Annotated in this window: 23 protein-coding genes; 8 read left to right on the top strand and 15 right to left on the bottom strand. The window is 63.4% G+C overall.

Features of this window, described 5'->3' with window-relative positions:
- Positions 1-10: 10 nt before the first annotated feature.
- From V1283_RS41705 to minC, 6 genes are all read right to left on the bottom strand, one after another.
- Positions 11-2,065, bottom strand: a complete 2,055-nt coding sequence (locus V1283_RS41705; protein WP_334392395.1) for an ATP-binding protein — start codon at positions 2,063-2,065, stop codon at positions 11-13.
- Positions 2,062-3,555 carry an ATPase domain-containing protein gene (locus V1283_RS41700; RefSeq protein ID WP_334392394.1) on the bottom strand — a complete coding sequence of 498 codons (1,494 nt, stop codon included), beginning with the start codon at positions 3,553-3,555 and terminating at the stop codon, positions 2,062-2,064. The genes V1283_RS41705 and V1283_RS41700 overlap by 4 nt, the downstream gene beginning before the upstream one ends.
- Before the next feature lie 145 nt (positions 3,556-3,700).
- Complete coding sequence (locus tag V1283_RS44870; RefSeq protein WP_442895921.1) at positions 3,701-3,928, bottom strand: GFA family protein; 228 nt, start codon at positions 3,926-3,928, stop codon at positions 3,701-3,703.
- Between the two features lie 96 nt (positions 3,929-4,024).
- On the bottom strand, positions 4,025-4,318 hold the full coding sequence (gene minE / locus V1283_RS41695) for a cell division topological specificity factor MinE (protein WP_334392393.1): 294 nt from the start codon (positions 4,316-4,318) through the stop codon (positions 4,025-4,027).
- Positions 4,315-5,130 carry a septum site-determining protein MinD gene (minD, locus tag V1283_RS41690; RefSeq protein WP_334392392.1) on the bottom strand — a complete coding sequence of 272 codons (816 nt, stop codon included), beginning with the start codon at positions 5,128-5,130 and terminating at the stop codon, positions 4,315-4,317. The genes minE and minD overlap by 4 nt, the downstream gene beginning before the upstream one ends.
- A gap of 19 nt (positions 5,131-5,149) precedes the next feature.
- Positions 5,150-5,851, bottom strand: coding sequence for a septum site-determining protein MinC (minC, locus tag V1283_RS41685; RefSeq protein ID WP_334392390.1), 702 nt, complete (start codon positions 5,849-5,851; stop codon positions 5,150-5,152).
- A gap of 595 nt (positions 5,852-6,446) precedes the next feature.
- On the opposite strand from minC, the gene V1283_RS41680 reads away from it, so the two are divergent.
- From V1283_RS41680 to V1283_RS41670, 3 genes are all read left to right on the top strand, one after another.
- Positions 6,447-6,998, top strand: a complete 552-nt coding sequence (locus tag V1283_RS41680) for a hypothetical protein (protein WP_334392389.1) — start codon at positions 6,447-6,449, stop codon at positions 6,996-6,998.
- Positions 6,999-7,070: 72 nt separating this feature from the next.
- Positions 7,071-8,639, top strand: a complete 1,569-nt coding sequence (locus V1283_RS41675) for an ABC transporter substrate-binding protein (protein WP_334392388.1) — start codon at positions 7,071-7,073, stop codon at positions 8,637-8,639.
- A 135-nt stretch (positions 8,640-8,774) separates the two neighbouring features.
- Entirely contained in the window at positions 8,775-10,337 is a 1,563-nt protein-coding gene (locus tag V1283_RS41670; protein WP_442895920.1) for an ABC transporter substrate-binding protein, read from the top strand.
- A 52-nt stretch (positions 10,338-10,389) separates the two neighbouring features.
- Here V1283_RS41670 and V1283_RS41665 read toward each other — a convergent pair whose 3' ends face one another.
- The 4 genes from V1283_RS41665 to V1283_RS41650 form a co-directional block, all read right to left on the bottom strand.
- Positions 10,390-11,163, bottom strand: coding sequence for a thioesterase family protein (locus V1283_RS41665; RefSeq protein WP_334392386.1), 774 nt, complete (start codon positions 11,161-11,163; stop codon positions 10,390-10,392).
- Positions 11,164-11,251: 88 nt separating this feature from the next.
- Positions 11,252-11,719 carry a peroxiredoxin family protein gene (locus V1283_RS41660; RefSeq protein ID WP_334392385.1) on the bottom strand — a complete coding sequence of 156 codons (468 nt, stop codon included), beginning with the start codon at positions 11,717-11,719 and terminating at the stop codon, positions 11,252-11,254.
- 85 nt (positions 11,720-11,804) lie between these two features.
- Positions 11,805-12,542, bottom strand: a complete 738-nt coding sequence (locus V1283_RS41655; protein ID WP_334392384.1) for an SDR family NAD(P)-dependent oxidoreductase — start codon at positions 12,540-12,542, stop codon at positions 11,805-11,807.
- A 97-nt stretch (positions 12,543-12,639) separates the two neighbouring features.
- Complete coding sequence (locus tag V1283_RS41650) at positions 12,640-13,728, bottom strand: substrate-binding domain-containing protein (RefSeq protein WP_334392383.1); 1,089 nt, start codon at positions 13,726-13,728, stop codon at positions 12,640-12,642.
- A gap of 114 nt (positions 13,729-13,842) precedes the next feature.
- Here V1283_RS41650 and V1283_RS41645 point away from each other — a divergent pair, with 114 nt between their 5' ends.
- Positions 13,843-15,330, top strand: coding sequence for an aldehyde dehydrogenase family protein (locus V1283_RS41645; protein ID WP_334392382.1), 1,488 nt, complete (start codon positions 13,843-13,845; stop codon positions 15,328-15,330).
- A 103-nt stretch (positions 15,331-15,433) separates the two neighbouring features.
- Here the strand turns inward: V1283_RS41645 and V1283_RS41640 are convergent, their stop codons facing one another.
- The 5 genes from V1283_RS41640 to V1283_RS41620 form a co-directional block, all read right to left on the bottom strand.
- A complete protein-coding gene (locus V1283_RS41640) occupies positions 15,434-16,402 on the bottom strand; it encodes an NAD(P)H-dependent flavin oxidoreductase (RefSeq protein WP_334392381.1) in 969 nt (322 codons plus the stop codon).
- Between the two features lie 232 nt (positions 16,403-16,634).
- Complete coding sequence (locus V1283_RS41635) at positions 16,635-17,222, bottom strand: hypothetical protein (RefSeq protein WP_442895826.1); 588 nt, start codon at positions 17,220-17,222, stop codon at positions 16,635-16,637.
- A 61-nt stretch (positions 17,223-17,283) separates the two neighbouring features.
- The gene (locus V1283_RS41630) at positions 17,284-17,883 is read right to left on the bottom strand and encodes a YqaA family protein (protein WP_334392380.1); all 600 of its coding nucleotides are present in this window, start codon (positions 17,881-17,883) and stop codon (positions 17,284-17,286) included.
- Positions 17,884-17,928: 45 nt separating this feature from the next.
- Positions 17,929-18,381: a phosphoribosyl-ATP diphosphatase gene (hisE, locus tag V1283_RS41625; RefSeq protein ID WP_334392379.1), complete on the bottom strand. Its 453-nt coding sequence runs from the start codon at positions 18,379-18,381 to the stop codon at positions 17,929-17,931.
- 123 nt (positions 18,382-18,504) lie between these two features.
- Positions 18,505-18,924 carry a hypothetical protein gene (locus tag V1283_RS41620; RefSeq protein WP_334392378.1) on the bottom strand — a complete coding sequence of 140 codons (420 nt, stop codon included), beginning with the start codon at positions 18,922-18,924 and terminating at the stop codon, positions 18,505-18,507.
- A gap of 363 nt (positions 18,925-19,287) precedes the next feature.
- Between V1283_RS41620 and V1283_RS41615 the strand changes: the two genes are divergently transcribed.
- From V1283_RS41615 to V1283_RS41600, 4 genes are all read left to right on the top strand, one after another.
- Positions 19,288-20,277 (top strand): ABC transporter substrate-binding protein, encoded by a 990-nt coding sequence (locus V1283_RS41615; RefSeq protein WP_334392377.1) that lies wholly within the window; start codon positions 19,288-19,290, stop codon positions 20,275-20,277.
- A gap of 248 nt (positions 20,278-20,525) precedes the next feature.
- The gene (locus V1283_RS41610) at positions 20,526-22,304 is read left to right on the top strand and encodes a glucan ABC transporter ATP-binding protein/ permease (protein ID WP_334392376.1); all 1,779 of its coding nucleotides are present in this window, start codon (positions 20,526-20,528) and stop codon (positions 22,302-22,304) included.
- A 211-nt stretch (positions 22,305-22,515) separates the two neighbouring features.
- On the top strand, positions 22,516-23,931 hold the full coding sequence (locus V1283_RS41605; protein WP_334392375.1) for a D-alanyl-D-alanine carboxypeptidase family protein: 1,416 nt from the start codon (positions 22,516-22,518) through the stop codon (positions 23,929-23,931).
- 313 nt (positions 23,932-24,244) lie between these two features.
- Complete coding sequence (locus V1283_RS41600) at positions 24,245-25,927, top strand: long-chain fatty acid--CoA ligase (protein ID WP_334392374.1); 1,683 nt, start codon at positions 24,245-24,247, stop codon at positions 25,925-25,927.
- Positions 25,928-25,930 lie beyond the last annotated feature (3 nt).

The following is a 25,930-nucleotide window of genomic DNA, read 5'->3' as shown; positions in this document are numbered from 1 at the left end:
CGCCGGCGCCTTACGACAGCAATTGATCGAGCTGGTCGCGCAACTGGTCCTGATGATAGGGCTTTGCCAGACGCGGCAGGTCGAGCTGTGTGCCCTCGGGCAATTCCGCATAGCCGGTCGCCAGCAGGACCGGCAGCGACGGGCGCACCTCGCGCGACGCCGCGGCCAGTTCCAGTCCGGTCATCCCCGGCATCATGTGATCCGTCACCATCAGGTCGATCGGCTGTTCGCTTTTGAGAATGTCGAGCGCATGCTTGCCGGAATTGGCGCCGATCACCCGGTGACCCAGATCTTCCAGCATTTCTATGGTCGACATTGCGATCAGCGGGTCGTCGTCGACGAACAGGATGACCGCCGAGCGCTTGGTCTTTTCCGCGGCAGGTGCCGGACTTTCCGTTTCCGGCGCGACGGTCGCGACCGGCAGAACCAGCGTCGCGCAGGTTCCTTTCCCGACGGTGCTCGTCAGTTGCAGTGTACCGCCAAGCTGGACCGCAAGCCCATGCACCATGGACAATCCCAGTCCGGTACCTTTCCCGACCTGCTTTGTCGAAAAGAAAGGTTCGATCGCCCGCTTCAGTATTTCCGATGACATCCCGCTGCCGGTATCCGCCGCCGACAGCCTGAGATATCGGCCCGGAGCCAACGTCGCATCGCGCTTCACCTGATATTCCGCCACCCTGATGTCGATCCTGCCACCATCAGGCATCGCATCGCGCGCGTTGATGGCGAGATTGAGGATCGCAAGCTCAAGCTGGTTGGCGTCGATCCGCGCCGGTGGCAGGCCCTGGGGAATATCGAGCCGCAGTTCCACACGAGGCCCGAGCGAGCGTTCGAGCAGATCGACCATGCCTTCCATCAGCGCGCGCAGATCGACCGATACCGCCCGCAAATCCTGCTGGCGGGCAAAGGCCAGCAAGCGCTGGGTCAGCGAGGCGCCGCGTTCGGCACCCTGAATGGCGCCTTCGACCAGCCGCTGCAGGCGGGGATCGTCCGGCAGGCGCTTGCGCAGCAGATCGAGATTGCCCATCACGGCCATCAGCAGATTGTTGAAATCGTGCGCGACACCGCCGGTAAGCTGGCCGATAATCTCCATCTTCTGGGCCTGGCGCAGTTGCTCCTGTGCCTTCTCGCGGGCGATTACCGCTTTCATCAGATCGGCCGAACGCTCCTCCACGCGCTGCTCGAGGGTTGCAGTCAACTCCGCCAGCGCCGTGCGCTCGGCCGCCAGTTGGGCAAGCAAATTTTCTCGGTCGATCTCGGCCGTCTTGCGGGCGGTGATGTCGGAGCAAACGCCGACCAGCGAGCGGATGCTGCCATCCGGCCGGCGCACCGCGCGGGCGCGCACGTCTACCCAGTGCTGCGAGCCGTCGGGCCAGACATTACGGTATTCGATGCTGTAATCCCCGCCTGTCGCAATGGCCTGATCGAGCACCTCAAAGCGTCGTGCCCTGTCGTCGGGATGAACCGCCTCCAGTAAATCCTTGTAGGTAAACGATTCGCCCGGCTTCCGTCCGAAGAAGCCGATGCAGATGTCGGAAGCTTCCAGCTCGCAGTCCGGCAGATGCAGCTCCAGCGCGCCGAGACGGCCGGCGTTGAGCGCCGTCTGCAGCAGATTTTCGCCTGCCGTCAAATCGGCCAGGATGGCCCTGGTCTCATACTGACGGCGCCTGCCGCGAATCGCGGAGCCGACGATGCTCACCAGCGTGGTCGGATGGAAGGGCCGCTCCAGGAATGTGACGTTGCCAAGCGCCTCCCCGATCCGCGCAGCATCCGGATTGCGCTCGGGACCTCCACCCTGATGTGTCAGCAGCACGATCGGAAAATCCGACCATGGCGGTTGATCGTTGAGCCAGTTCACAAGTCCACGCAGATCCGCGGTCTTGATCGCTTCGTCGGCGATCACGGCGAGACCGGCGCCGCCCTCGATTTCACTCAGCAGCGCGGCGAGATCGCCGCAGGCTTGCGCGTGGTAGCCCGCCTCGCGGATCAAGGCGGCGGCGACCGATGCGTCGCGGCCCTTCGGCGCGAGTATGATGGCCCGCTCGGATGACGGACCGGCGATCACGGCAGTTCGTCCTCCAGCAGGGGCTTACCCTCGCCGACATAGGTCGGAACGCCTCGCAGCACCCCCTGGAATCCAACGAGTGGCCCACCCACGGTAAGGCCGCGGTTGTCGATGCGATATTCGCGGATCGTTGCTTCGTGCGGGCCTGTACGTTTCTTGATGATCGACATCGCGCGGTGCACGCTACCGATCGCCTCGAAATAGCGCAGCAGGATCACGGTATCCGCAAGATACGTCACGTCGACCGGCGCCTTCATGTCGCCGATCAATCCGTGCTGCGCGACCGTCATGAAAGTCGCGGCTCCCTGACGATTGAGATACTGCAGCAATTCGTGCATGTGCAGAATCAACGAATTCTCCTCAGGCATCGCGGCCTGATAGCCATTGAGGCTGTCGATCAACACGGTCTTGACGTTGTTCTCGTCAACCCGCTTGCGGACGCGGTGGGCGAATTCGCCGGGCGACAGCTCGGCGGCATCGACCTGCTCGATAAAGAGATTGCCGCTGCGCTGCATGGCTTCGAGGTCGATGCCAAGAGCTTTCATGCGGTCATACAGGAGGCCCAATTCTTCATCGAAAACGAAGAAGGCCGCCTTCTCGCCCCGCGCGACCGCGGCAACGAGAAAAACGATGGCGAGGAGAGATTTGCCGGTACCCGCCGGCCCCAGGATCAGTGTGCTCGATCCAGTCTCGACGCCACCGCCAAGGAGCTGGTCCAGTTCGGCGATGCCGCTCGAGAGCGTGTGTCTGGCGTAACTCGTCCGGTGCTCCGAGGCCACCAGCCGCGGAAACACGTTCAGCCCGCCGGTGGCGATGGTGACGTCATGGTAACCGCCGCGAAATTTTATGCCACGATATTTGACGACACGCACACGGCGCCGCTCTGCGCCATATGCCGGCGCAAGCTCCTCCAGCTGCAGCACGCCGTGCGCCACGCTGTGGATGGTTTTGTCGGCGAGGTCAGACGACATGTCGTCGAGCAGCAGCACCGTGGCGCCGAGATTCGAGAAATAGTGCTTGATCGCCAAAATCTGCCGCCGGTACCGCAACGAGCTCTGCGCCAGCAGCCTGATCTCGGAAAGGCTGTCCAGCACTACCCGGCTCGGCTGCGCGCGATCGACGGCCGCGAAAATCTGCTTGGTGGTCTCGCCCAGTTCGAGGTCGGAGGAATAGAGCAGGCTCTGCTGTTGCTCGGTATCGAGCAGGCTCTCCGGCGGCAATAACTCAAACACTTCGATCCGCTCGTCGAGCTTCCAGCCGTGAGAAGCGGCGCCATGCCGCAATTCGCGCTCGGTTTCGGACAGCGTGATGTAGAGGCATTTTTCGCCGGCCCGCGCTCCCTCCATCAGGAACTGGAGCGCGATCGTGGTTTTCCCGGTACCCGGCGCCCCCTCGATCAGAAACATGTGCTCCCGGGTGAATCCGCCAGCCAGGATGTCGTCCAGGCCCCAAATTCCGCTCTTCGCTTTTTCCGCAATCAACTCGACCAAAACAGCCTCCCAAACCAACTGTAATTCCCCACAGCTTCAGGCGGTTCCTCCGGGCTGGAACTATTTTCTCAAAGGAAGAAACTTCAGCCGCATCGGGCGCCATCCGGCTGGAAACGGAAGGTAGGTCAAAGCGTCGCGCGGCCGTTCAATCTGGCGGATCATCCGGCGGGCACGCCATCCGGGCAGCAGGCTTCCCCAACCGTTCGGCTGAGCCTCGAAACACTGCGCACCCGTCGCCTTCTGTACCCACGGCTGCGCGCGCGAACGCGCTGCCGGTCTGGCGCTGACAATCCGTGCAATTGCAGGTGTAGAGCAACAGCGGAAACGACGTGATCTCGTGGCGGATCGCGCCGCACTGGCAGCCGCCGGTCATCGGGAGCGAAGGTCGCCGCGATTTCATGGTCGGACTCGGACGGGATTGTCGTCGCATCCGACCCGCGGCTAATCGATTGTCTATCGATGCGCCGCGTCAGCCGGCCATGCGCCTCTCGCCGAGAGCCTTGTTGTCGAAATTATTGGGTACTTCGATGTCGACCTCGAGCGTCGACACGGACTTGCCGCGCTCCAGCTTGACCATCACCTTGTCGGGATCGAGCTGTATGTGTTTCGACACCACCGCGAGGATTTCCTCCCGCAGCGTGACGAGCAGGTCGGACTGACCGAGCAGTCCGCGCTCATGCGACAGCAGAATCTGCAGCCGCTCCCGCGCAACGGGGGCGGTCGCGGTGCGGCCGCCGAACAGCCGCAGCAGCCTCATGCTCATGCAGCCCTCCGTCCCAATAGCCGGTTCATGAAGCCCTTGCGCTCGGCCGGGACGGTCATGGCGACTTCCTCGCCCATCAGGCGGCGCGAGGCATCGACATAGGCGCGGGCAGGCGCGCTCTCGGCATTGTTGAGCGTCACCGGCGTGCCGACATTGGACGCCTTCAGGACATCCTGGCTCTCGGGGATGATGCCAAGCAAGGGTGTCGCCAGGATTTCCAGGATGTCGTCGATATTGAGCATCTCGCCGCGCGCCGCGCGCCCTGGATCGTAGCGGGTGATCAGAATGTGTTTCTCGACCCGCTCGCCGCGCTCCGCCCTCACGGTCTTTGAATCGAGCATGCCGATAATGCGGTCGGAATCGCGCACCGAGGAGACCTCGGGATTGGTGACGATGATGGCTTCGTCGGCATAGCGCATGGCGAGCGTCGCGCCGCGCTCGATGCCGGCCGGGCTGTCGCACAGGATCCAGTCGAACCGGCTCCTGAGTTCGTCGATGACGCGGCCGACGCCCTCGTCGGTGAGCGCGTCCTTGTCCCTCGTTTGCGAGGCCGGTAGCAGCCAGAGACTTTCCAGCCGCTTGTCGCGGATCAAGGCCTGCGGCAGCTTGGCTACGCCCTGCACCACGTTGATGAGGTCGAACACCACGCGGCGTTCGGCACCCATCACCAGATCGAGGTTGCGCAGGCCGACGTCGAAATCCACCACCACGACGCTTTGCCCGCTTTGCGCAAGCGCCGCGCCGAGCGCAGCCGTCGTGGTGGTCTTTCCAACGCCTCCCTTGCCCGAGGTAACGACCAGCACCTTGGCCATACGTGATCTCCTTAGCCGGTTAATTCAGCGGGGTAATTTTCATTGTGTCGCCCTCCAGCCAGGCTTGTGCCGGACGGTTGCGGAGCGCGATGTCGATTTCTTCTGCCGTCTGGTAGTAGCCGTCGATGGCGAGCAGCTCCGCCTCGATCCTCTGGCAGTAGATACGCGCGTTGGAGTTGCCGTTGACGCCCGCCATCGCGCGGCCGCGCAGCGTCCCGTAGATATGGATCGATCCGCCGGCGACGATCTCCGCACCCGACCCGACAGAACCCAGCACCGTGACATCGCCCTCCATGAAGACGATCGACTGCCCCGAACGCACCGGGCATTCGAGCAACAGCGAGGTCGGCTTCGGCTTGGCTTCGGGCTCGGGCTTTTGCACCGGCTCGTTTCGCGTGATCACGCAGGCGCGGCCGCCGGTCAGCAGCGGCGGCATGTTCGCTCCAAGGCGCTCTTCGTCCACACCCTCGATGCCGAGGACGCGAATGCTGCGCTCGGTGAGGCTGCCGAGGAGATGAGCGATGGCGGAGCTCGAGAGATCGACGGATGCGAGATCGAGCACGATCGGCTTGCCGACGAAATAGCCGGGCGAGCGCGCCAGCGTGGCGTCGATCTCGGCGAGCCATTCCACGATCGGCACGACGGGGCTGAATACGAACGCGACATAGGAACGGCCGCGCAGCCGGACCAATTGACGCGTGGGATCAGCTCGGACGTCCATGATGTTTCGACTCGTCTTTCTTATTGAATGGTTAACAATCGACCAACTTGGTTAACGAGTAATTAATGCGACAACGCTGGCTGCCCGCGGAAAACGGTGTAACCTGCGGCAATTCCGGCGCTTTTGTGGCTGATTCTTGCCCTCACCGCGGCGATTGCATTAAACGCTTTTACGGACAGGGGCTCGCGAGTTGTAGTTAACAAGACCTCAACTTACTTTCGTCACGTTTCCGACCTAAATTAGTCCTCGCGCGGTTCCAACAAACTTGTGTGTGCTGGCGGGCTTCAGGGGTCTGGCAGCTCATTCCGTCGGGCAGACGGGACATTTGCCGGACAGGGGACTAGGGCAGTGGAAGCCGTGGGGATGGTGTGGTTGCGGGACATGATCCCGCAGACAGGTGGCGTCGGACGCAGGGACGGCGCCCTGCACTTTGATTCAAATCTTCCAGCCAAATTTAGCGGCGCCTGGGGAGCGGACGTGGCTTGTTCCGCGCGCCTGTTCCATCGCCTTCACCCCTTGTCCGATAGGTCCGCAGCCGTTATCGCAACCAACAAATCCGCTGGGTAATCCGCGAAGTGTCACGAGGAGTAAGCGTATGAGTAGTGTAAGTGAGCAGGATCATCTCAACCCCCGTGATCCCCTGTACTACGCGCCGCGCTCGCTACGTGAACGGTCGGCGATGCGCGGTGCGAGCTCCGAGATGACGTTTGCTCCGACGTCGTTCGACTCCCAGCTCGAAAGCGCGGTATCCGATGCGCTGCGCCATCCCCTCGACCCCGAGATCATGCACGAACCCGGCCTGGAATCGAGGAAGGCATTGTGGACCATCGCGGCGCGCTTCGCCGCCGCCGTCGGCGTCGCGGCTCTGGTGGCGCTGTTCTTCGTCGTTGCCGTGCCCGGCTCGCGGCAGAGCGACGGTGAGCCGTCGACGTCCGCGCTCTCCAACTTCGCACAGTCGATCAAGAACGCGCTGTCTCCATCCGGAGAGGCTGCGCAAAAGCCTGCGATCAACGAATTCCAGTCCCTTCTCGCCTCCACCCCGCCAAGCGCTCCGGCGTCGTCCGAGCAGTCGGGACAGTTGCTCCAGCAGTTCATGCAGTGGCAAGAGAAGCCGGATCCGGCCACGCCACAACGCACCAACCCATAGTTCAAATTCAGACGGAGGGCTGAGAATGCCCGAGAACCGACCTGCTGCGGACTTGTTCTCAAGGAGTTTGCCATGACCTCGCACCGGATCACCTTGCTGGTCGGAGCCCTGCTCCTCGGCCTCGCAGGCAGCGCGCAAGCCGCCGGCGACATTACGATCGTGCGCGACCTTGCCAGCCGTGTCGGCCCCGTGATCGGCTCGGCACAGGCTTGCCGCGACATCCCGCGTCCCCGCATCCAGTCCATTGTCGACAAATTTTCACAGGTGATCCGGGAGGCTTCGTCGAACGAGGCGGAGCGTTCCGATCTCGCCCAGACGTTCGATCGCAGCGTGACCGAAGGGCGCACCGCCGTGACCTCGGGCCGGGTCGATTGCATCCGGGCCGACCGTCAGCTTGCCGATCTCGAACGGTCGATTTCCGGACCGAGCCTGTCCAGCGTCATCGGCCCGTCGTCTGCCGCCGCGGCGACCGCCGCGAATGCCGCGACCGCGCCGACGGCCAACGTTCCGGCCGGACCGCTGCCGCGCGGCATCGGCGAAAAGGAAATCCGCTTCGGCATCGCAGCCCCCTTCTCCGGTTCGGCCCGCGAGCTGGGACGCCAGATGAAACTGGGAATCGAAACCGCCTTCAACCGGATCAACGATGCCGGCGGCGTCGACGGCCGGATGCTGAAACTGTTCGCCGCCGATGACGGTTACGAACCCTCGCGCACCGGCGAGGCGATGAAGCAGCTGTATGAAAAGGACCAGGTGTTCGGCATCGTCGGCAATGTCGGCACGCCGACCGCGGCGGTGGCGATCCCTTATGCACTCGAACGCCGGATGCTGTTCTTCGGGGCCTTCACCGGCTCCAACATCCTGCGCAACGATCCGCCGGACCGCTACGTCTTCAACTATCGCGCCAGCTATGTTCAGGAAACCGACGCGGTCGTTCGTTACCTCGTCAAGATACGCCGGCTGCAGCCCCGGCAGATCGCGGTCTTTGCGCAGCAGGACTCCTACGGCGATTCCGGATTTGCGGGCGTCGCAAAAGCGTTCCGCTCGATGGGCGTGAACGATGGCTCCATTCTTCGCCTCAACTATGCGCGAAACACCGTCGACGTGGACGATGCCATCAACCAGTTGAAGCTTGCGAAGCCGCCGGTCAAGGCCGTCGTCATGGTTGCGACCTACCGGGCCGCGGCGCGGTTCATCGAGAAGACCCGCGATCTTTATCCCGGCATGATCTATTCCAACGTCTCGTTCGTCGGCTCTACCGCGCTGGCCGAAGAACTGAAGCTGTTGGGACCGCGTTACACCAATGGCATCATCGTGACACAGGTGGTGCCGGCGGTGTCGGGCTATTCATCCGCCGTGCTCGAATACAAGAACGCGCTCGCCAAATATTTCCCGGGCGAAGCGGCCGACTACGTGTCGTTTGAGGGCTATGTCGCCGCCAACGTCCTGATCGCGGGCATCAAGCGGGCCGGACCGCAGGTCGACACCGAGCGGCTGATCGACACGCTGGAAAACTTGCGTAATCTCGACCTCGGCCTCGGGACCCAGCTGAGCTTCGGCCGCTCCGAGCACCAGGCCTCGAACAAGGTGTGGGGCACGGCGCTCGATGAGAGCGGACGCTATCAGCCGCTCGAGCTCGAATGATCAAAACGCTACCCGTGCAGCCGCGTCGTCAGGGCAATCATTGCGCCCTCGACGCGGCTTGCCGGCATTCCAGAAAGATTCGATCAAAAAAATTTCAACCCAGGAAATTTCAAGAGTTGCGTAGTGCGTATTTCGGTGGATCTGCGTTGGACTTCGTTTTTACTTAGTGCCTTTTTCATAACAGCCGCGGAGGCGGCCCCCGGCGACAGGATCGAGCTCGTACGCGACCTTGCAGGCCGCGTCGGGCCGGTGATCGGTTCGGGATTGGCTTGCCCCGATATTGCACGGCCTCGCATCCAATCGGTGATCGAGAAGTTTGCCGCGGTGATCCGGGATGCCGCGTCCAACGAAGCCCAGCGCTCCGATCTCGCGCAGCTGTTCGATCGCAGCGTTGCGGATGGCCGCGGCATGGTGATGTCGGGCAGGATGGATTGCGGGCAGGCCGATCGCCGGCTCGCCGACCTCGAACAGTCGCTCGCCCCATCCGCGCCGGGTCCGGCCGCCGCCGCAGTCCCCGCCGCACCGGCTTTTGCCGCGGCGCCGGCGCCTGCGGTCAGCTTCGGAAATCCGGTCAGTGCGGTCCGCGGCATATCCGACAACGAAATCCGGTTCGGCATCACGGCGGCCTTCACCGGCCCGGTGAGAGAGCGTGGCCGCCAGATGAAGCTCGGCATCGAAACCGCCTTCAACCAGGCCAACGACGCCGGAGGCGTCGCGGGACGGAAGCTGCGGATCATCGCCGCCGATGACGGCAACGAGCCGGCGCGCACGCTCCAGGCCGTGAGACAGCTCTACGAGAAGGACCAGATCTTCGGCCTCGTCGGCAGCATCGGCACCGCGACCGCGGCGGTCGCGGTGGCTTACGCGCTCGAGCGGCGGATGCTGTTCTTCGGGGCTTACACCGGCGGCAACGTCGTGCGCCGCGATCCTCCGGATCGCTATGTCTTCAACTACCGTCCGAGCTATGCCGAGGAAGCCGACGCCGCGGTGCGCTATCTGGTGAAGATACGCCGCATCCCGGTCCGGCAGATCGCCGTGTTCGCCCAGCAGGACGATCTCGGCGATGCAGGCTTTGCCGGCGTCGCCAAGGTGTATCGCGCGCTCGGTATCAGCGACAGCGCCCTCCTGCGGCTCAACTATCCGCGCAACACCATCGAGGTCGACGAGGCCATCAACCTGTTGCGACTGCAAAAGGTGCCGGTCAGGGCGATCATCATGTCCGCCTCCCACCGGGCCGCCGCCAAATTCATCGAGAAGACGCGCAACCTGTATCCCGAGATGATCTTCACCAGCATTTCGGGCGTCGGCGGCTCGTCGCTCGCCGAAGAGCTGAAGCTGCTGGGGCCACGCTACACGACGGGTATCCTCGTGACGCAGGTCGTGCCGGCGGTCTCCGGCCATTCGAGTGCGGTGCTCGAATACAGGAACGCGCTCGCCAGGTATTTCCCCGGCGAGGCGCCGGACTACGCGTCGCTGGAAGGTTTTGTCGCGGCGAACATCTTGATCGACGCGCTCAAGCGCACCGGGGCGCAGCTCGACACTGAAAAGCTCGTCGATGCGCTGGAGAGCACGCGCAACCTCGACCTCGGTCTCGGGGTGTCGCTGTCCTTTGCCCGCTCCGACCATCAGGCATCGCACAAGATCTGGGGCACGGCGCTCGATGAAGCCGGGCGCTTCCAGCCGGTCGATCTCGAATGACCGGGAAGCCGCGATGTCAGTGTCGCGGCCTCATCACGCCTGATGTCTGCGCTCAGCGCTTCTCGATGACGAGACTCTGGATGGCGCGGCCGAAATAGCCGCGCTCATCGCCAAGCCGCGCCATTGCGAGGCCCGCGCCATCGGGGCCGATCCAGGACTCGGCATCGAGCAATATCCAGTCGCCGACCGGCTCGCGCGAAAAATTCACGGTGAGATCAGCGTTGAGAAAGGTCCATTCGCGAAAATCCAGCACCGCCGAGGTGCCGTTGCAGAAATCCGCCGCCGCCATCGCCCGCATCGCTTGTGAAACCGGCGAGCCATCGACGATCGGCCTATCGACGCGATACCAGATCGCGCCGGGCCCGGGCGAGCCGAACCGGCCGCGGGCGGCGCGCAGCGACATGCCGGTGACGAAGGGACTTGAGGAAAAATCCGCAGGCTCGACCCGCGATTGATCGGGGCCCGGGAGTTCGACCGGCAGGATGGCGGCCTCCGGCGGCAATTCGTGGTCCTGCACCTTGATCTTCAGCACGGTCGCGCCGACCACGACAATGCCGCCGGCCAGTAGCCTGACAGCGCAAAGCTGGATCTTGCGCCCCTCGCGCAAGACTTCGCTCTCGATCGTCAGCGGCGCCACCGGCACGGGACGCATCAGATCGACCGTCACCCGCGCGACCCGCATCGCGACCGGCACAGGAATCCGCTCCGCCGCCCACACCGCCAGCGCCGCCGGCGGCGAGCCATGCTGCATGCTCGGGTCCCACGGTCCCGCGGCAAAGGGGCTGGTGACGACATGCTTGCCGTCAACACGAAAGATGGCATCCATGAATGAGAGGTCCTGTCGGATGGAGGGAACCGCTTCTTGCCCTCTCCCCGCACGGGAGTCGAGGGCACGGCAGGATTCCCCGCTGCGGTCAGCCGTTCGTAGCGGCAAGCTCCGCCGCTATGATTGCGCCAAGCGTCATGTCGCTTTGCTGCCCGAAACCATGATGCACGATGTTGCCGGCGCGTCCGATCAGAATGCTGGTCGGCGTTCCCTGCATTCCATATCGCCCCATGGTGACCGGTATCGGCGTGCCGTCCGCAGCTTCATCGACGCCAATCGGAAAGGTCAGCCGATACTCATGAATGAACGCCTGCAGCGACACCGGCGTCATGGCGGCGTGATGTTCAAACACCGTGTGCAGCCCGATGACCTCAAGGTCCGAATTTTTGAACAGGTCGAAGGCGCGCTGCGTTTGCGGCGTTCCGTGCGCGACGCATCCGGGACACAGCATTTGAAACGCATGCAGAAGTACCGGCCGGCCCCGCAGTCCGGACAAACTCAGCGGCTCGCTGGTGTTGAACCATCGCGACACCGCGATTTCGGGAGCGAGACCCACGGGCTTATCTCCTGCATTTGCCGTCGGGCACACGGCCGGCTGGCAAGATCCGGCCGGGCCTGACAATTGAGCCCGAACGCGCTTGTCAGATGAACGCCATGCCGCCGTTGAGGACGATGGTCTGTCCGGTCATGTAGCTGTTGCCGAGCACCATGGCGACGGCTTGCGCCACTTCCTCGGCCTGTCCCATGCGGCCGAGCGGGATGTTGCGCGCGAGATCGGTCCGGCCGCCCATCATGTCAGTTGCGATCAGTGACGGCGCCACCGCGTTGACGGTGATGCCTTCCTTGACCAGCCGCGCCGCATAGCCCCGCGTGAGCCCCTCCATGCCGGCCTTGGACGCATTGTAGTGCACGCCGATGGCGCCGGCGCCGCGCGCCGCGCCCGACGAGATATTGACGATCCGGCCCCATTTGCGCGCCCGCATGCCAGGCAGAACGGCCTGCGTGCACAGGAACGCCGATTTCAGGTTCACCGCGATGGTGCGGTCGAAATCATCCTCGGTGAGATCGTCGACGCCGCGCACGATCGCCATGCCGGCATTGTTGACGAGGATATCGACCGGGCCGAGCGCGGCGCTGATCTGCTCGACCATTTTGGCAACGGCCGCGGCCTGCGAGACATCCGCCGCCACCGCGATGGCGTGACCGCCGTTGGCCTTGATTTTTGCAACGACAGCCTCCGCATCCCCTGCCCGTTCGCGAAAATTGACCGCGACCGCGGCGCCGGCCTCGGCCAGCACCCATGCGATCGCAGCACCAATGCCGCGAGATGCGCCCGTCACCAGCGCGACATGCGCGCTCAGATCCTGTCCGTTTGTCATCGAAACCTCACCTGACGCCAAGAGCGGATGCAATCGTACCACCGCGGAAGCGCCGGAGTCGAAACGCTGACGATGTGAACGGCGGCCCGGCAGAACATCAGGTGGCGTTCGACCCCACACTCTCCAGAAACGCCTTTACGGTATTGACCGTTCCGGTGCTGGTTGCGACGTAACCGGGCAGGCTTGCCACCCCCTCCTGGAACTCGCGGCCCTTCATGATGTCGAGAACGCGCCGCATCGGCTCGGTCTCCAGAAACGCACGCTTGCAGACGAAGAAATAGTCTTCCGTCAGCAACCGGATGAAATCGAGCCCGAACTGCCGGGCAGCGGCCTCGACGCCGAAGCTGACATCCGCCATGCCGCTGGCGACGTAAGCGGCGACCGCAGCGTGGGTGAATTCCATCTGCTGCGCGCCGTTGATCCTGGCCTCGTCGATCCGGTGCAGCGCCAGCAGTTGGTCGAACAGCAGGCGGGTGCCGGAATCATGGTCGCGGTTGACGAAGCGCGCCTTGCGATCGACGACATCCTTGAGAGAGCTGATCTCCAGCGGGTTGCCGCGCTTGACCATCAGCCCCATCTCACGCGTCACGAAACTGATCACGCGGTCCTCGCGCGGATCGAGCCATTCCTTGCAAGCCTTGACGCCCTGCGCGCGTAATTCGCCGCGCGGCAGATGCACGCCAGAGAGATCGCAGGCACCCTGCGCCAGCGACACCAGCGAATTCTGATTGCTGACATAGCGCAGATCGACGCCGATGCCGGGCTCGCGGTCGAGCAACTCGCGCAGCTTGGAAACCGCGAAACCGTGGCTGGCGTGGACCCGGATGACCGACGGACGCTGATGCAGGAAGGGCTTGATCTCGGTGGCGAGTTCCTGCGCGAGATTTTCAAGCTGCGGACCGAGACGGGCCTGCATGCGCTCGCCGGCCCAGACCAGTTTTTCGCCGAAGGCGGTCAACACCGTGCCCTTGCCGCGATGGGTCTCGACCAGCGGCACGCCGAAGAATTCGGACCACTGCTCGACCAGATTCCAGACGTGCCGATAGGAGAGCTGGGCGTGCTTCGCCGCACTGGTGAGTTTTCCGGTCTTCCGGATCTCGTTGAGAACGCCGAGCATCACCACCGCGGTCTGCGGACTGCCTTCCTTGTGAAAGCGCCATACGGTTTCGATCTCAATGTGGTGCATTGGCGGCAACCTATGAAATTGGATGCATATCTTTGCGAGCCATAGGCAGACGATATCATATTTACCGCTGGAAATAACCTCCTAAATTTGAGGACAACAAACGGAGGAAATATGATGTCGATTGCATATGACTATGCCCGTGTACCGCTCCCCGCCGTTCCCTCGGCCAAGCCGCGCCTCCTGCTGATCGACGGCCAGCACGTCCCATCCGTCTCCGGGCGCACGTTCAAAACCCTCAATCCGGCCACCGAACAAGTCATCGCGACCGTCGCGGAGGGCAACGAGATCGACGTCGATCGCGCGGTTACCGCAGCCCGTCGTGCCTTTGAGGGGCCGTGGCGCAGTATGCGCGCCTCCGAGCGCGGCCAGATCCTGTTCCGGCTCGTCGACCTGATGAAGGAGCACGCGGACGAAATCGCAGCGCTGGAAAGTCTCGACGCCGGCAAGCCGATCGCCGGCGTGCTGCGGCAGGACCTCCCCGCCGCCATCGATACGCTGACCTATTATGCGGGTTGGGCCGACAAGATCAGCGGCGAGGTGGTCTCGACCCGGGATGACGCGCTGACCTACACCGTGCGCGAGCCGGTCGGCGTGGTCGCGGCCATCGTTCCCTGGAATTTCCCGCTGATGATCGGGATGTGGAAACTGGCGCCTGCACTGGCCTGCGGCTGCACCATCGTGATGAAGCCCGCCGAACTGACATCGCTCTCGGCGTTGCGGATCGGTGAGCTGGCGCTCGAAGCAGGCCTGCCGCCCGGCGTGCTCAACATCGTCACCGGCCCGGGCCGGGTCGTCGGCGACGCGCTGGTCAATCATCCCGATGTCGACAAGGTGACGTTCACGGGATCGCCGGGCGTCGGCCGCGGCATCCTGCGCGCCGCCGCCGGCAACTTCAAGCGCGTGTCGCTCGAGCTCGGCGGCAAGTCCGCCAACGTCATCTTCGACGACGCGGATATCGAGGCGGCCAGCAAGGCGGCGGCATCGGGAATCTTCTTCAATGCCGGACAGGTCTGCTCCGCCGGCTCGCGCGTGCTCGCCCATGAGAAGGTCTACGACGAAGTGGTCGAGCGGCTGACGCAGCGCGCCCAGTCAATCCGCATCGGCGATCCCGCCGACCGCGCCACGGCGATGGGTCCGGTCATCTCCGAGAAGCAGATGAAGAGCATTCTCGATTATGTCGATATCGGGCAGAAGGAAGGCGCCTTGCTGACGACGGGCGGCGAGCGCGTCGGCGACCGCGGCTACTTCATCAGCCCCGCCGTGTTTGCCAACGTCAAACACGAGATGCGGATCTCGCAGGAAGAAATCTTCGGCCCTGTGGTCAGCGTGATCAAGTTCAAGGATGAAGCGGACGCGCTGCGGATCGCCAACGGCACGGCCTACAGCCTTGCGGCCGGCGTCTGGAGCCGCGACATCGGACGCGTGCAGCGCTTCGCCAGGAAGGCGAACGCCGGCACGGTCTGGATCAACACCTATGGCTACACCGACGTGCGGCTGCCGTGGGGCGGCGTGCGCGATTCCGGCTTCGGCCGCGAACATGGCACGGCTGCGCTGGAGAACTTCACCGAGCCGAAAGCGGTCTGGATGAATCTGAACGTGTGAGCGCCACACGCGAGTGCCAAGGCCTGCAATTACCAAAGCCTTGCAATTACCGAGGCTCGCCTTGGCCGCCCTCTCCTCGTAAGGGAGAGGGCGCTGGCGCCCGTTAGAGTGCTGGATCGACCGCCTCGTCATATTCCTTTTTAAATCGCCCAATCAGTTCAGCGGCCGGCATGACCTTGGCGACGCTGCCGACGCCCTGGCCGGAACCCCAGATTTCCTTCCAGGCTTTTGGCTTGGCACGCTCGCCGGACGCGTCGGTACCGAAGCTCATTTTCGAGGGATCCGAGGTCGGGAGATTGTCGGGATCCATGCCGGCCGCGACGATCGACGGTTTCAGGTAATTGCCGTGCACGCCGGTGAACAGGTTGGAATAGACGATGTCTTCGGCGCTCGAGGCCGTAATCATCTGCTTGTAGCCCTCGACGGCATTGGCTTCCTGGGTGGCGATGAAGGCGGAGCCGATATAGGCAAAGTCGGCGCCCAATATGCGTGCGGCGCGGATAGCGCGGCCGTTTGCAATCGCCCCCGACAGCGCGATCGGACCGTCGAACCAGGCCCGCGTCTCCGCCACGAAAGCCAGCGGCGAAATTTCGCCGGCATGGCCGCCGGCGCCGGCCGACACCAGGATCAATCCGTCGGCGCCCTTTTCGACCGCCTTGTGCGCGAACTTCTGGTTGATCACGTCGTGGAAAACGATGCAGCCCCAGCCATGCGCGGCCTGATTGAGTTCCTCGCGCGCGCCGAGAGAGGTGATCATCATCGGCACCTTGTGCTTTTCACAAAGCGCCAGATCCTGATCGAGCCGGTTGTTCGACTTGTGCACGATCTGGTTCACCGCAAACGGCGCCGACGGCCGCTCAGGGTTGGCCTTGTCGTAAGCCGCGAGCTCTTCCTTGATCCGCGCCAGCCATTCGTCGAGCAGCGCCGGCGGGCGCGCATTCAGCGCCGGAAACGAGCCGACGACACCCGCCTTGCATTGCGCGATCACCAGATCCGGCACGGAAATGATGAAGAGCGGCGCACCGATCACGGGTAGCGACAAACGGCCCTTGAACAAGGCAGGCATGGACATTCGAGACGATCCTTCGGTTTAGTCAGGAGGGCGATGCTTGGCCTTAGAGATGCCAGACATCATACCAACAAGGCAATCTTTCCAGTGTCAAGTATTGCGTTTTGGCGCTGGCGTGGAATGACTTTTCTGCGAAACGACATTCCACGCCAGCCTTTTGTTTGCGCATGATCTCCGGGCAAACGCTTCGCGTTTGTTCCGAGGGAAAGCGGTGCCCACTTTTCCGGATCATGCGCTACTCGCACAGCGCCCTGGTCACGTAATTTTCGGTCTTGCAGTCGCCCGACTGGCGCTTGTAGCCCGGCAGGTACACTTTCGGCGAGCATTTCTCGGCCGCGTCGGTATCGAGGCTCTTGCCTTCCTTGTACCCCTTGCTCAGGCACAGCCGGTCGGCGCCGGCCTTGCAGTCCGGCGCGCCGTTGGCCGACACGAGACACGCCGCCCGCCCGCTCACCATGGTCGAGGGCTTTGCCATGTTCGACAGGCTCTGGCCGGCGTCCCTGGTGCGCGCGTTGAAATCGTCGATGGTCTCGCTCGGGCTCTTCAGCGGCGGCAGCAGCGATTTCGATTTCTCGAACAGCTTGCCGATCTCGTTGATCAGGCCAGGATTCTCGTCGCGCGCCGGCGGCTGTGGCTCAATCTGCTGCGGCTCGGGCTGAGCCGGCAGGGGTTGCTGGGCCGGCGACTGCAGGCCGAGCGTGGGCTGGGGCGCTGCCTGCGACCAGCCGGCTTCGGGAGCGGTCGCCAGCATGGATGCAACGAGGCCCGCGGTCGCAAGTTGCATTCCGAACAATGTGAAAAAGCGGCCGCTTCGATCGAACATGACACGAAACGTAGCCTGAAGCCGGGATGCCGGCAAAGCGCTAGATCAGCTTGAACGCGTCCTAGACCAGCTTGAACGCGATGACGAAACCGAGCACCAGTACAACCGCCCCGATGGCAACCCACAGGCCGAGCCGCTTTTCCAGTTCGCTCCGGATCAGGTCGCCGTAGCGGTTGAGCAGGACGGCGACCACGAAGAAGCGCCCGCCGCGCGCCACGATGGAGCACAGGATAAACAGCCAGATATTGTAGCCCGCGAAGCCCGAGGTGATGGTGACGAGCTTGTAGGGGATCGGCGTCAGCCCCTTCAGCAGGATGATCACCGCGCCCCATTCGGCATAGGAGGCGCGGAAGGTCTCGACCTTGTCACTGAGACCGTAAAGGGTGATGAGCCAGTGCCCGATCGAATCGTAGAGCAGCGCGCCGATCGCGTATCCGAGCATGCCGCCGGCGACGGAAGCGATCGTGCACACGGTCGCGAACCACCATGCCTTCTTCGGTCGCGCCAGCGACATCGGCAGCAGCATGATATCGGGGGGAATCGGGAAGAACGAGCTTTCCGCGAAGGCGACCGCCGCCAGAATCCAGAGTGCGTAGGGCTTGTCAGCGGCGTCGATGCACCAGTCGTAGGTCCGTTTCAGCATGGCCGCATGAACCATCATGCGGCGGATTTGTCCATGCCGGAATAGGGCGGAATTCGAGAGGAATCAGTGCCGTTTACGCGAGGAGCGGCCTTCCAGCGCGACAATTCGCCGCCGGACCGCGGGCGACGCCGCCGCCTTGGACAACTCCTTGGGCAAAGCCGTGCGCAGCGCCTTGGCAGGTAGCGCCTTCGCAAGGACTTTGGGCATTTTCGGCAGCTTCTCGGCGATGCCAAGCAGATCCTCGCGGCGCTCCATTTCACGCCACACGTCCTCCGGCTTCACGCCGGCCGAAGCCCACAGGACGGTCAGGTTGTAGAGCAGATCGGCGCTCTCGCGGACCACCGCATCGGTCTTGCCGTTGACGGCGTCGATGACGACTTCGATGGCTTCCTCGGCGAGTTTCTTGGCCATCTTGGAGGGGCCGCGCTGAAACAGCCGGGCCGTTCGCGACGTGGCCGGATCGAGATCCCTGGCCACGATGACAGCCTGATAAAGCCGTTCGAGCGAATCACTCATTCTTCGAACCTAATCCAAAACCATGGTCAGCGTGTTAACGACTTGCCCAGCAACCAGAAAAAATCCACCGGCCGGGACGGCCGGTGGATTCATCTTTAACGGTTGCGATTTTAACGGTCGCGTTTACCAGCCGGCGAGGGGATGCCCGCGATAGTAGGGCACGCCCGATCGGTAACCGCCGCCATAGTAACCCGGGCTGCCGTAGTAGGCCGGTCCACCGTAATAGGCCGGCCCGCCATCGTAGTAGCCATAGCCGTCATAATAGTCGCGGCGGTTCTGGGTGGCCGCGATCGCAAGCCCCGTGCCGACGATGCCGGCAAAGGCCGCCGCTGCCGCGGCACCACCGCCGCCGCGATAATACCGGCGGCGCGCGCTGATATCGGTCGCATCGCTGGTCCCGGTGGACGCCGTGACGCCCTTGCCTGAAGTCGCGGAGCCGGCGAAGACCATCGACGGCTGGACGGCCGTCAGCGCCACCGCCACGATCGTCGCCACCGCGCCGGCGCGGCCGATCGATGAGAACAAACCCTTTCGCGCAAACATCTAGACATCCTCCGTGGTAGCTGGCCCGACAGGCCTGCGATAGCTAACCACTGAACGGATACTAGGTTCCCCAATCCGAACGGCAGCTGAACGATCCCTGGCAAAATCATGGCAGTCATCAGCCGTTCAGGTTAGATGCTGCAAAATGGCCCGCCCAAGGGCGATTCATGCCGTTGGCGATGTCACGAAACAGCATCGCCGCCGCGGCAACTTGTCCCACCTCGTGCTGATGTAACCTCGATGCGTGCTGTCAGGACCAAAGCCATCCGCTCCCGCCTGAGCGCTCTCTCGAGGGTTCTCTCAACGGTTCTCTCAACGGTTCTCCTGGCCTCCCTTGCCGGGCTGTGTGCAATTGCGGGCTTCATGGCGAGCAATGTCCTGGCCGCAGACGAGCCCCGGGCCCCGCTCCAGATCCAGTTTTCGCTCGACCGTCCGATCGATGCCGCGGCTGCGCCGTTCGTGATGGCCACAGCCAGCGGCCTGTTCGGCGCGGAAGCGCTGGCGGTCACAACCAACATCGCCAGCGGATCGCAGGACGCGATTGCGCGCGTCGCGGCGGGCACCAGCGATTTTGCCCTCGTCGACATCAACGCGTTGATGCGGTTTCGCGACAAGGACAAACAGGGCGGCCCGAAGATCAAGGCGGTGTTCGTGCTGTTCAACAAGGCGCCCTATTCCATTATCGCCCGCAGGAGCCGCGGCGTCCGCGCGCTGACCGACATCGAGGGCAAGACTCTCGGCGTCGCCGAAGGTGACCTGTCGATCCGGCTGTGGCCGGCGGTGGCAAACCTGAACGGCATCAAGCTCAAGAGCGTGAAGCAGAGCAGCATCAGCGCCGCGGTGCGCGAGCCGATGCTGTCGGCAGGCCAGATCGATGCCGTGACCGGATTCTCCTATCTGTCGGCGATCAATCTCAGGGATCGCGGCGTGCCTGCCGACGATCTGGCGGTGCTGAAATTCGCCGACTATGGCTGCGAGGCCTATGGTTTCGCTGTTATCGCCAACCCGGCGCTGGCAGCCGCCAAGCCCGAGGCGGTGAAGGGATTCGTGCGGGCCGTGATCGGCGGCCTCAATCTGACAATCAAGGATCCCGCAGGCGCGGCGACTGAAGTCGCCAAGCGCATGGACGGCGGCTCAAAGGACCTCGAACTCGAACGCCTGCAAAGCATCCTGCGCGACAACATTCTGACCAGCGAAGTGAAGCGCAACGGCATCGGCACGATCGATCCGGCGCGCTTCGAACGCTCGATCGACCAGGTCGGGGAGGACTTCAAGTTTCAGAAGCGGCCGCAGGCCTCCGACATTTTCGACGACCAGTTCCTGCCCCCGCTCAACGGCCGTTTGAGCAATTGAGTAATAGCGGTTCCTCGTGACGAGGAGGCGCGAAGCGCCGTCTCCGGAATTGATTTATTTTCCGTCATGGCCGGGCATAGTAGTCTGCCCTGCGCAGACTACGTAAACTTGTCTGCGCTCCCGGCCATGACGAGCTGGACGCAAAATGCGATCGGAAGAAAATTCATCCCGCTCTGGTCCTCTACAGCGATCCCTGATTAGAATGCGTCTCTGATCGCTTCCCCATTGCTGCCGAGTCGCCAAACCTGATGTCCATGCTGCGCCTTTACACCCGCGTCCTCGAACTGCTCGGCAAGGAGGCGCGGCTGGGCTGGATTTTGGCCTTCGCCAACCTGCTGCTGGCCGGCGCGCAATTCGCCGAGCCGGTGCTGTTCGGCAAGATCGTCGACGTGCTCTCCGGCAAGCCGCAGACCGGGCCGCTAGCCTCGAACTCGGCCTGGCCGCTGCTGGGGGCCTGGGTGGCGTTCGGCCTGTTCACCATCGCCTGCAGCGCGGCGGTCGCGCTCAACGCCGACAAGCTGGCGCACCGGCAACGCCAGGCCGTGCTGACCGATTATTTCGAGCACATCATGCAGCTGCCGCTGACCTTCCACACCGGCACCCATTCCGGCCGGCTGATGAAGGTGATGCTGAACGGCACCGACTCGCTGTGGCGGCTCTGGCTCGGTTTCTTCCGCGAACATTTTGCGGCGATCCTGTCGCTGGTGGTGCTGCTGCCGCTCGCGTTCTACATCAACTGGCGGCTGGCAATCCTGCTGTTCGCGCTGTGCGTGATATTCACGGTGCTGACCACGCTGGTGGTGCGCAAGACCTACGGCATGCAGAGCGAGGTCGAGTCGCATTACAGCGACCTTTCCGCGCGCGCCTCCGACGCGCTCGGCAACGTCGCGCTGGTGCAGAGTTTTGTGCGGATTGACGCCGAAGTTCAGGGCCTGCGCTTCGTCGCCGACAAGCTGCTCGCCGTGCAGATGCCGGTATTGGGCTGGTGGGCGCTGGTCACCGTCATCACCCGCGCCTCCACCACCATCACCGTGCTCGCAATCTTCACCGTCGGCATCTACCTGCACGGCCAGGGGCAGACCACGGTCGGCGAGATCGTGATGTTCGTGAGTTTCGCGACCATGCTGATCCAGAAGCTTGAACAGGTGGTGAGCTTCATCAACAGCGTGTTCATGGAGGCGCCGCGCCTGCAGGAATTCTTCGACGTGCTGGACGCGGTGCCCGCGGTGCGCGACCGGCCCAACGCCATGGACACCGGACGGCTCTCCGGCCTCGTCGAATTCAACGACGTCTCGTTTTCCTATGACGGCAAGCGGCCGGCGGTCGAGGACGTTTCGTTTACCGCCCTGCCCGGCCAGACCATCGCCCTGGTCGGCCCGACCGGCGCCGGCAAATCGACCGCGATCGCGCTGCTGCACCGCGCCTTCGATCCGCAATCCGGCATCATCAAGATCGACGGCATGGACATCCGCGGCCTGAAGCTGACCGCGCTGCGGCGAAACATCGGCGTGGTGTTCCAGGAGGCGCTGCTGTTCAACCGCTCGCTCGCCGACAATCTGCGCGTCGGCAAGCCGGACGCCACCGACGAGGAAATGCGCATCGCCGCCAGCCGCGCGCAGGCGCTGGAATTCATCGAGCGCAGCGAAAAGAAATTCGAGACCCATGCCGGCGAGCGCGGCCGCATGCTGTCCGGCGGCGAACGGCAACGCCTGTCGATCGCACGCGCGCTGCTGAAGGACCCGCCGATCCTGATCCTCGACGAGGCGACCAGCGCGCTCGACGCCGTCACCGAGGCCAAGGTCAACGCCGCCCTCGACGAGGTGATGAAGGGCCGCACCACTTTCGTGATCGCGCATCGGCTTTCGACCATTCGCAACGCCACCCGTATCCTGGTGTTCGACAATGGGCGCGTGATCGAAAGCGGAACTTTCGATGAACTGGTGGCCAAGGGCGGACGCTTTGCGGAACTCGCGAAGGCCCAGTTCATGGTGCAGGAGAATGCGCGCGCCGGAATCGAGGCCAAATAGGCCCGCGTGAGCGCGATCACGGTTTAGACATCGCCGAATTTGCGACGATTTCGTCCACCATTTAATCGCCCGGGCTCTGTTCTGGCCCGCCAAGCCGGTATAGGTTTGCAGCTTGCCGCAAAGCGACGGCGCCGGACACGCTTGAAACCCGAACGTTAGATCTCAAGGACCTCCTTTTCGAAGGCGGGTCTCAAAGGACCGGAACGGAAAAGTGCACCTTCTTCGCCTGCTGCCTCGCCCTTCGTCGTTGAACTGGATTTTCCCCTCGGCAGTACTTGTCCTGGCGGCGCTTGCCGTCGTGACGCCGCGCGCCGTGCACGCCGAAGCGCTGCTGGTCGTCGAAGCCGATACCGGCAAGGTGCTGCAGGCCGACAACGCCACCATGCCCTGGTATCCCGCCTCGGTGACCAAGATCATGACGGCCTACGTCACGCTGAAGGCCGTAAAGGACGGCCGTTTGACGCTCGACACGCTGCTGACGGTGTCGCCGGTCGCAGCCTCGCAGTCGCCGTCCAAGATGGGTTTCCGTCCGGGCATTCAGGTCACCGTCGACAACGCGCTGAAGATGATGCTGGTGAAGTCGGCCAACGACATGGCCGTGGTGCTCGCCGAAGGCGTCGGCGGATCGGTCGACGGGTTCTCGGCGATGATGAACCAGACCGCGCAAAAGCTCGGCATGACGCAGACGAGCTACGTCAATCCCAACGGCCTGCCGGCGGAAGGACAGATCACTTCCGCGCGCGATCTCGCGATCCTGGCGCGCGCCGTCATTCGCGACCTGCCGGAATACGAATACTTCATGCACATCCCCTCGATCCGCTACGGCCGCAGGGTGACGCAGAATTTCAACAAGCTGATCGGCCGCTATCCCGGCGCCGACGGTTTCAAGACCGGTTTCATCTGCGCTTCCGGCTACAATCTGGTCGCCTCCGCAACGCGTAACGGCAAGCGGCTGATCGCCGTCGTGCTCGGCGCCTCCTCGGGGAATGCGCGCGCGGTGCGTGCGGCGCAATTGCTGGAGCGCGGCTTCGGCGGCAACGGGCTGGGCTGGCTGAAGCCCGCGCTCGGCACCGTCGACAATCTGGTTCCGATCGATGCGACGCCGCCGAACCTGCGCGACGAGATGTGCGGCGGCAAGCGCAAGCGGCCAGCCACCGACGAGGACGCCGACGTCGTCGCCGCCAACGGCAGCGCGTCGACCGGCGAGAGCGCGGTCACGTTCTTCACCGCCGGGCTGCAGCCGCCGATGGGCAAGCCCTCGGACTTGCTGGCTGCGGAGGCGGCGGCGTCAGAGCCGATCCCGGTCTATACCGGCCCGACCAAGACCGGCACTGCACTGATCGCGGCGGTTGCGGCGGAAGCCGAAAAGCAGACGCCGGCAAAGCGCGGCAAGAAATCGAAGATTGCAGCGAAGAAGCCCGACGCCGCGGCGCCAAAGGCTGCAGCCGACGCGAAGCCAGCAGCTGTCAGGCATGCGAACGCCAGACCGGAGGCTGCCGCCAAGCCCGCCGCCTCAGCCGACAGAAAGCCAGCCGCCAGGCCCGCCGCCGCAGACAAGCCCGCGCCGAAGCCGGCCAAGCCAAAGGCTGCCGCTAAACCCAAGGGCGAAAACAAGCCGGCTGGTTAACGGGCCGCCAAGCCACCTAATCAGGCAGTTTTCCTGCCATCCGGCCGAATTATTCCAGACCGCTGAAATGCGTCGATAGCACGCAGCCGCTTGCCATCGGCGGCGGCATTCACAATACTGCCCAAAACAAGGCGTGCCCGGCCAAGAAACAGGGAGCCATAGCGTTTTCGAGCGAAGTGGGTCCCGGTTCGCAAAGCAATCAAGCTTGCGCAGATTGCGTAGATTTATCTGCGGAAGAAAACGCGTCAAAATAAAAATTAGAGCACGGATCTGATGCAATCAGAGCCGGGCTCGGAACCAGAGGGGAAATATCATGGAGCGGATCTGGCTCAAGCAATATCCGGCCGGCGTGCCAGCCGATATCGACGTCACCCAGTATTCGTCGCTGGTTGAGCTGTTGGAAGAAAGCTTTGCGAAGTTCGCCGACCGCAAGGCGTTCATCTGCATGGACAAGTCGATCAGCTACCGCGACCTCGACGATATGTCGGCAGCACTTGGCGCCTATCTGCAGAGCAAGGGCCTGCAAAAGGGCGCCCGCGTCGCGCTGATGATGCCGAACGTGCTGCAATATCCGATCTCGACCGCCGCCGTGCTGCGTGCGGGCTTTTCGGTGGTGAATGTCAACCCGCTCTACACCCCGCGCGAGCTCGAGCATCAGCTCAAGGATTCCGGTGCGGAAGCGATCGTCGTTCTGGAGAATTTCGCCACCACGGTACAGCAGGTAATCGCGAGGACCGCGGTCAAGCATGTGATCGTCGGCAGCATGGGCGACCTGCTCGGCTTCAAGGGCGTGATCGTCAACCTGGTGATCCGCAAGGTGAAGAAGATGGTGCCGGCCTGGTCGATCCCGGGCGCGGTCTCGTTCAACGATGCACTCGCCGCCGGCCGCAGCCTGAAGCTCGCCAAGCCGAAGCTCACGCGCGATGACGTCGCCTTCCTGCAATATACCGGCGGCACCACCGGCGTCTCCAAGGGCGCGACGCTGCTGCACAAGAACATTCTCGCCAACGTGCTGCAGAACGACGCCTGGCTGCAGCCGGCACTGAAGAAGCCGCCGATTGTCGACAATATGATCATCGTCTGTGCGCTGCCGCTCTATCACATCTTCGCGCTGACCGCGTGTTACCTGCTGGGCGTGCGCGCCGGCGGCACCAATCTGTTGATCCCCAACCCGCGCGACATGGTCGGCTTCGTTAAGGAGCTGACGAAATACCAAGTCAGCTTTTTCCCGGCCGTCAACACGCTCTACAACGGCTTGTTGAATACGCCGGGCTTCGACAAGCTCGATTTCTCCAAGCTAAAAATCTCCAACGGCGGCGGCATGGCAACGCAAAAACCGGTTGCCGAGAAATGGCTGAAGGTGACCGGCTGCGCGTTGGCGGAAGGTTACGGGCTGTCCGAGACATCGCCGGCGCTGACCTGCAACCGGGCCGACATCGAGGAGTTCTCGGGCACGATCGGTCTCCCGGTGCCGTCGACCTACCTCTCGATTCGCGACGATGACGGCAACGAAGTGCCGCTCGGCGAAGCCGGCGAGATCTGCGCCAAGGGCCCGCAGGTGATGGCCGGCTACTGGAACCGGCCGGAAGAGACCGCGAATGTGATGACCGCGGACGGCTTCTTCCGCACCGGCGACATCGGCGTGATGGATGAGCGCGGCTACACCAAGATCGTCGACCGCAAGAAGGACATGATCCTGGTCTCGGGTTTCAACGTCTATCCGAACGAGATCGAGGAAGTGATCGCGAGCCATCCGGGCGTGCTGGAATGCGCGGTGATCGGCGTGCAGGACGCGAAATCGGGCGAGGCGGTGAAGGCGTTCGTTGTCAAGAAGGACCAAAACCTTTCGGCCGACGACGTCATCAAGTATTGCGGCACGCAACTCACCGCCTACAAGGTCCCCAAGCAGATCGAGTTCAGGACCGATTTGCCCAAGACCAATGTCGGCAAGATCCTGCGCCGCGAACTGCGCGACGAAAAGAAGGCCGCGGCGTAAAGC

Source organism: Bradyrhizobium sp. AZCC 2262, assembly GCF_036924535.1.
Taxonomy (GTDB): Bacteria; Pseudomonadota; Alphaproteobacteria; order Rhizobiales; family Xanthobacteraceae; genus Bradyrhizobium.
This window is presented reverse-complemented; position numbering and strand designations above follow the sequence as displayed.

What these genes read in the sequence shown, in the direction of transcription:
- V1283_RS44870 (WP_442895921.1), bottom strand. Translation starts at nt 3,928, where the DNA reads ATGACCGGCGGCTGCCAGTGCGGCGCGATCCGCCACGAGATCACGTCG.
- minE (WP_334392393.1), bottom strand. Translation starts at nt 4,318, where the DNA reads ATGAGCATGAGGCTGCTGCGGCTGTTCGGCGGCCGCACCGCGACCGCC.
- minD (WP_334392392.1), bottom strand. Translation starts at nt 5,130, where the DNA reads ATGGCCAAGGTGCTGGTCGTTACCTCGGGCAAGGGAGGCGTTGGAAAG.
- minC (WP_334392390.1), bottom strand. Translation starts at nt 5,851, where the DNA reads ATGGACGTCCGAGCTGATCCCACGCGTCAATTGGTCCGGCTGCGCGGC.
- V1283_RS41680 (WP_334392389.1), top strand. Translation starts at nt 6,447, where the DNA reads ATGAGTAGTGTAAGTGAGCAGGATCATCTCAACCCCCGTGATCCCCTG.
- V1283_RS41675 (WP_334392388.1), top strand. Translation starts at nt 7,071, where the DNA reads ATGACCTCGCACCGGATCACCTTGCTGGTCGGAGCCCTGCTCCTCGGC.
- V1283_RS41665 (WP_334392386.1), bottom strand. Translation starts at nt 11,163, where the DNA reads ATGGATGCCATCTTTCGTGTTGACGGCAAGCATGTCGTCACCAGCCCC.
- V1283_RS41655 (WP_334392384.1), bottom strand. Translation starts at nt 12,542, where the DNA reads ATGACAAACGGACAGGATCTGAGCGCGCATGTCGCGCTGGTGACGGGC.
- V1283_RS41650 (WP_334392383.1), bottom strand. Translation starts at nt 13,728, where the DNA reads ATGCACCACATTGAGATCGAAACCGTATGGCGCTTTCACAAGGAAGGC.
- V1283_RS41645 (WP_334392382.1), top strand. Translation starts at nt 13,843, where the DNA reads ATGTCGATTGCATATGACTATGCCCGTGTACCGCTCCCCGCCGTTCCC.
- V1283_RS41640 (WP_334392381.1), bottom strand. Translation starts at nt 16,402, where the DNA reads ATGTCCATGCCTGCCTTGTTCAAGGGCCGTTTGTCGCTACCCGTGATC.
- V1283_RS41635 (WP_442895826.1), bottom strand. Translation starts at nt 17,222, where the DNA reads ATGTTCGATCGAAGCGGCCGCTTTTTCACATTGTTCGGAATGCAACTT.
- V1283_RS41630 (WP_334392380.1), bottom strand. Translation starts at nt 17,883, where the DNA reads ATGATGGTTCATGCGGCCATGCTGAAACGGACCTACGACTGGTGCATC.
- hisE (WP_334392379.1), bottom strand. Translation starts at nt 18,381, where the DNA reads ATGAGTGATTCGCTCGAACGGCTTTATCAGGCTGTCATCGTGGCCAGG.
- V1283_RS41620 (WP_334392378.1), bottom strand. Translation starts at nt 18,924, where the DNA reads ATGTTTGCGCGAAAGGGTTTGTTCTCATCGATCGGCCGCGCCGGCGCG.
- V1283_RS41615 (WP_334392377.1), top strand. Translation starts at nt 19,288, where the DNA reads ATGGCGAGCAATGTCCTGGCCGCAGACGAGCCCCGGGCCCCGCTCCAG.
- V1283_RS41610 (WP_334392376.1), top strand. Translation starts at nt 20,526, where the DNA reads ATGTCCATGCTGCGCCTTTACACCCGCGTCCTCGAACTGCTCGGCAAG.
- V1283_RS41600 (WP_334392374.1), top strand. Translation starts at nt 24,245, where the DNA reads ATGGAGCGGATCTGGCTCAAGCAATATCCGGCCGGCGTGCCAGCCGAT.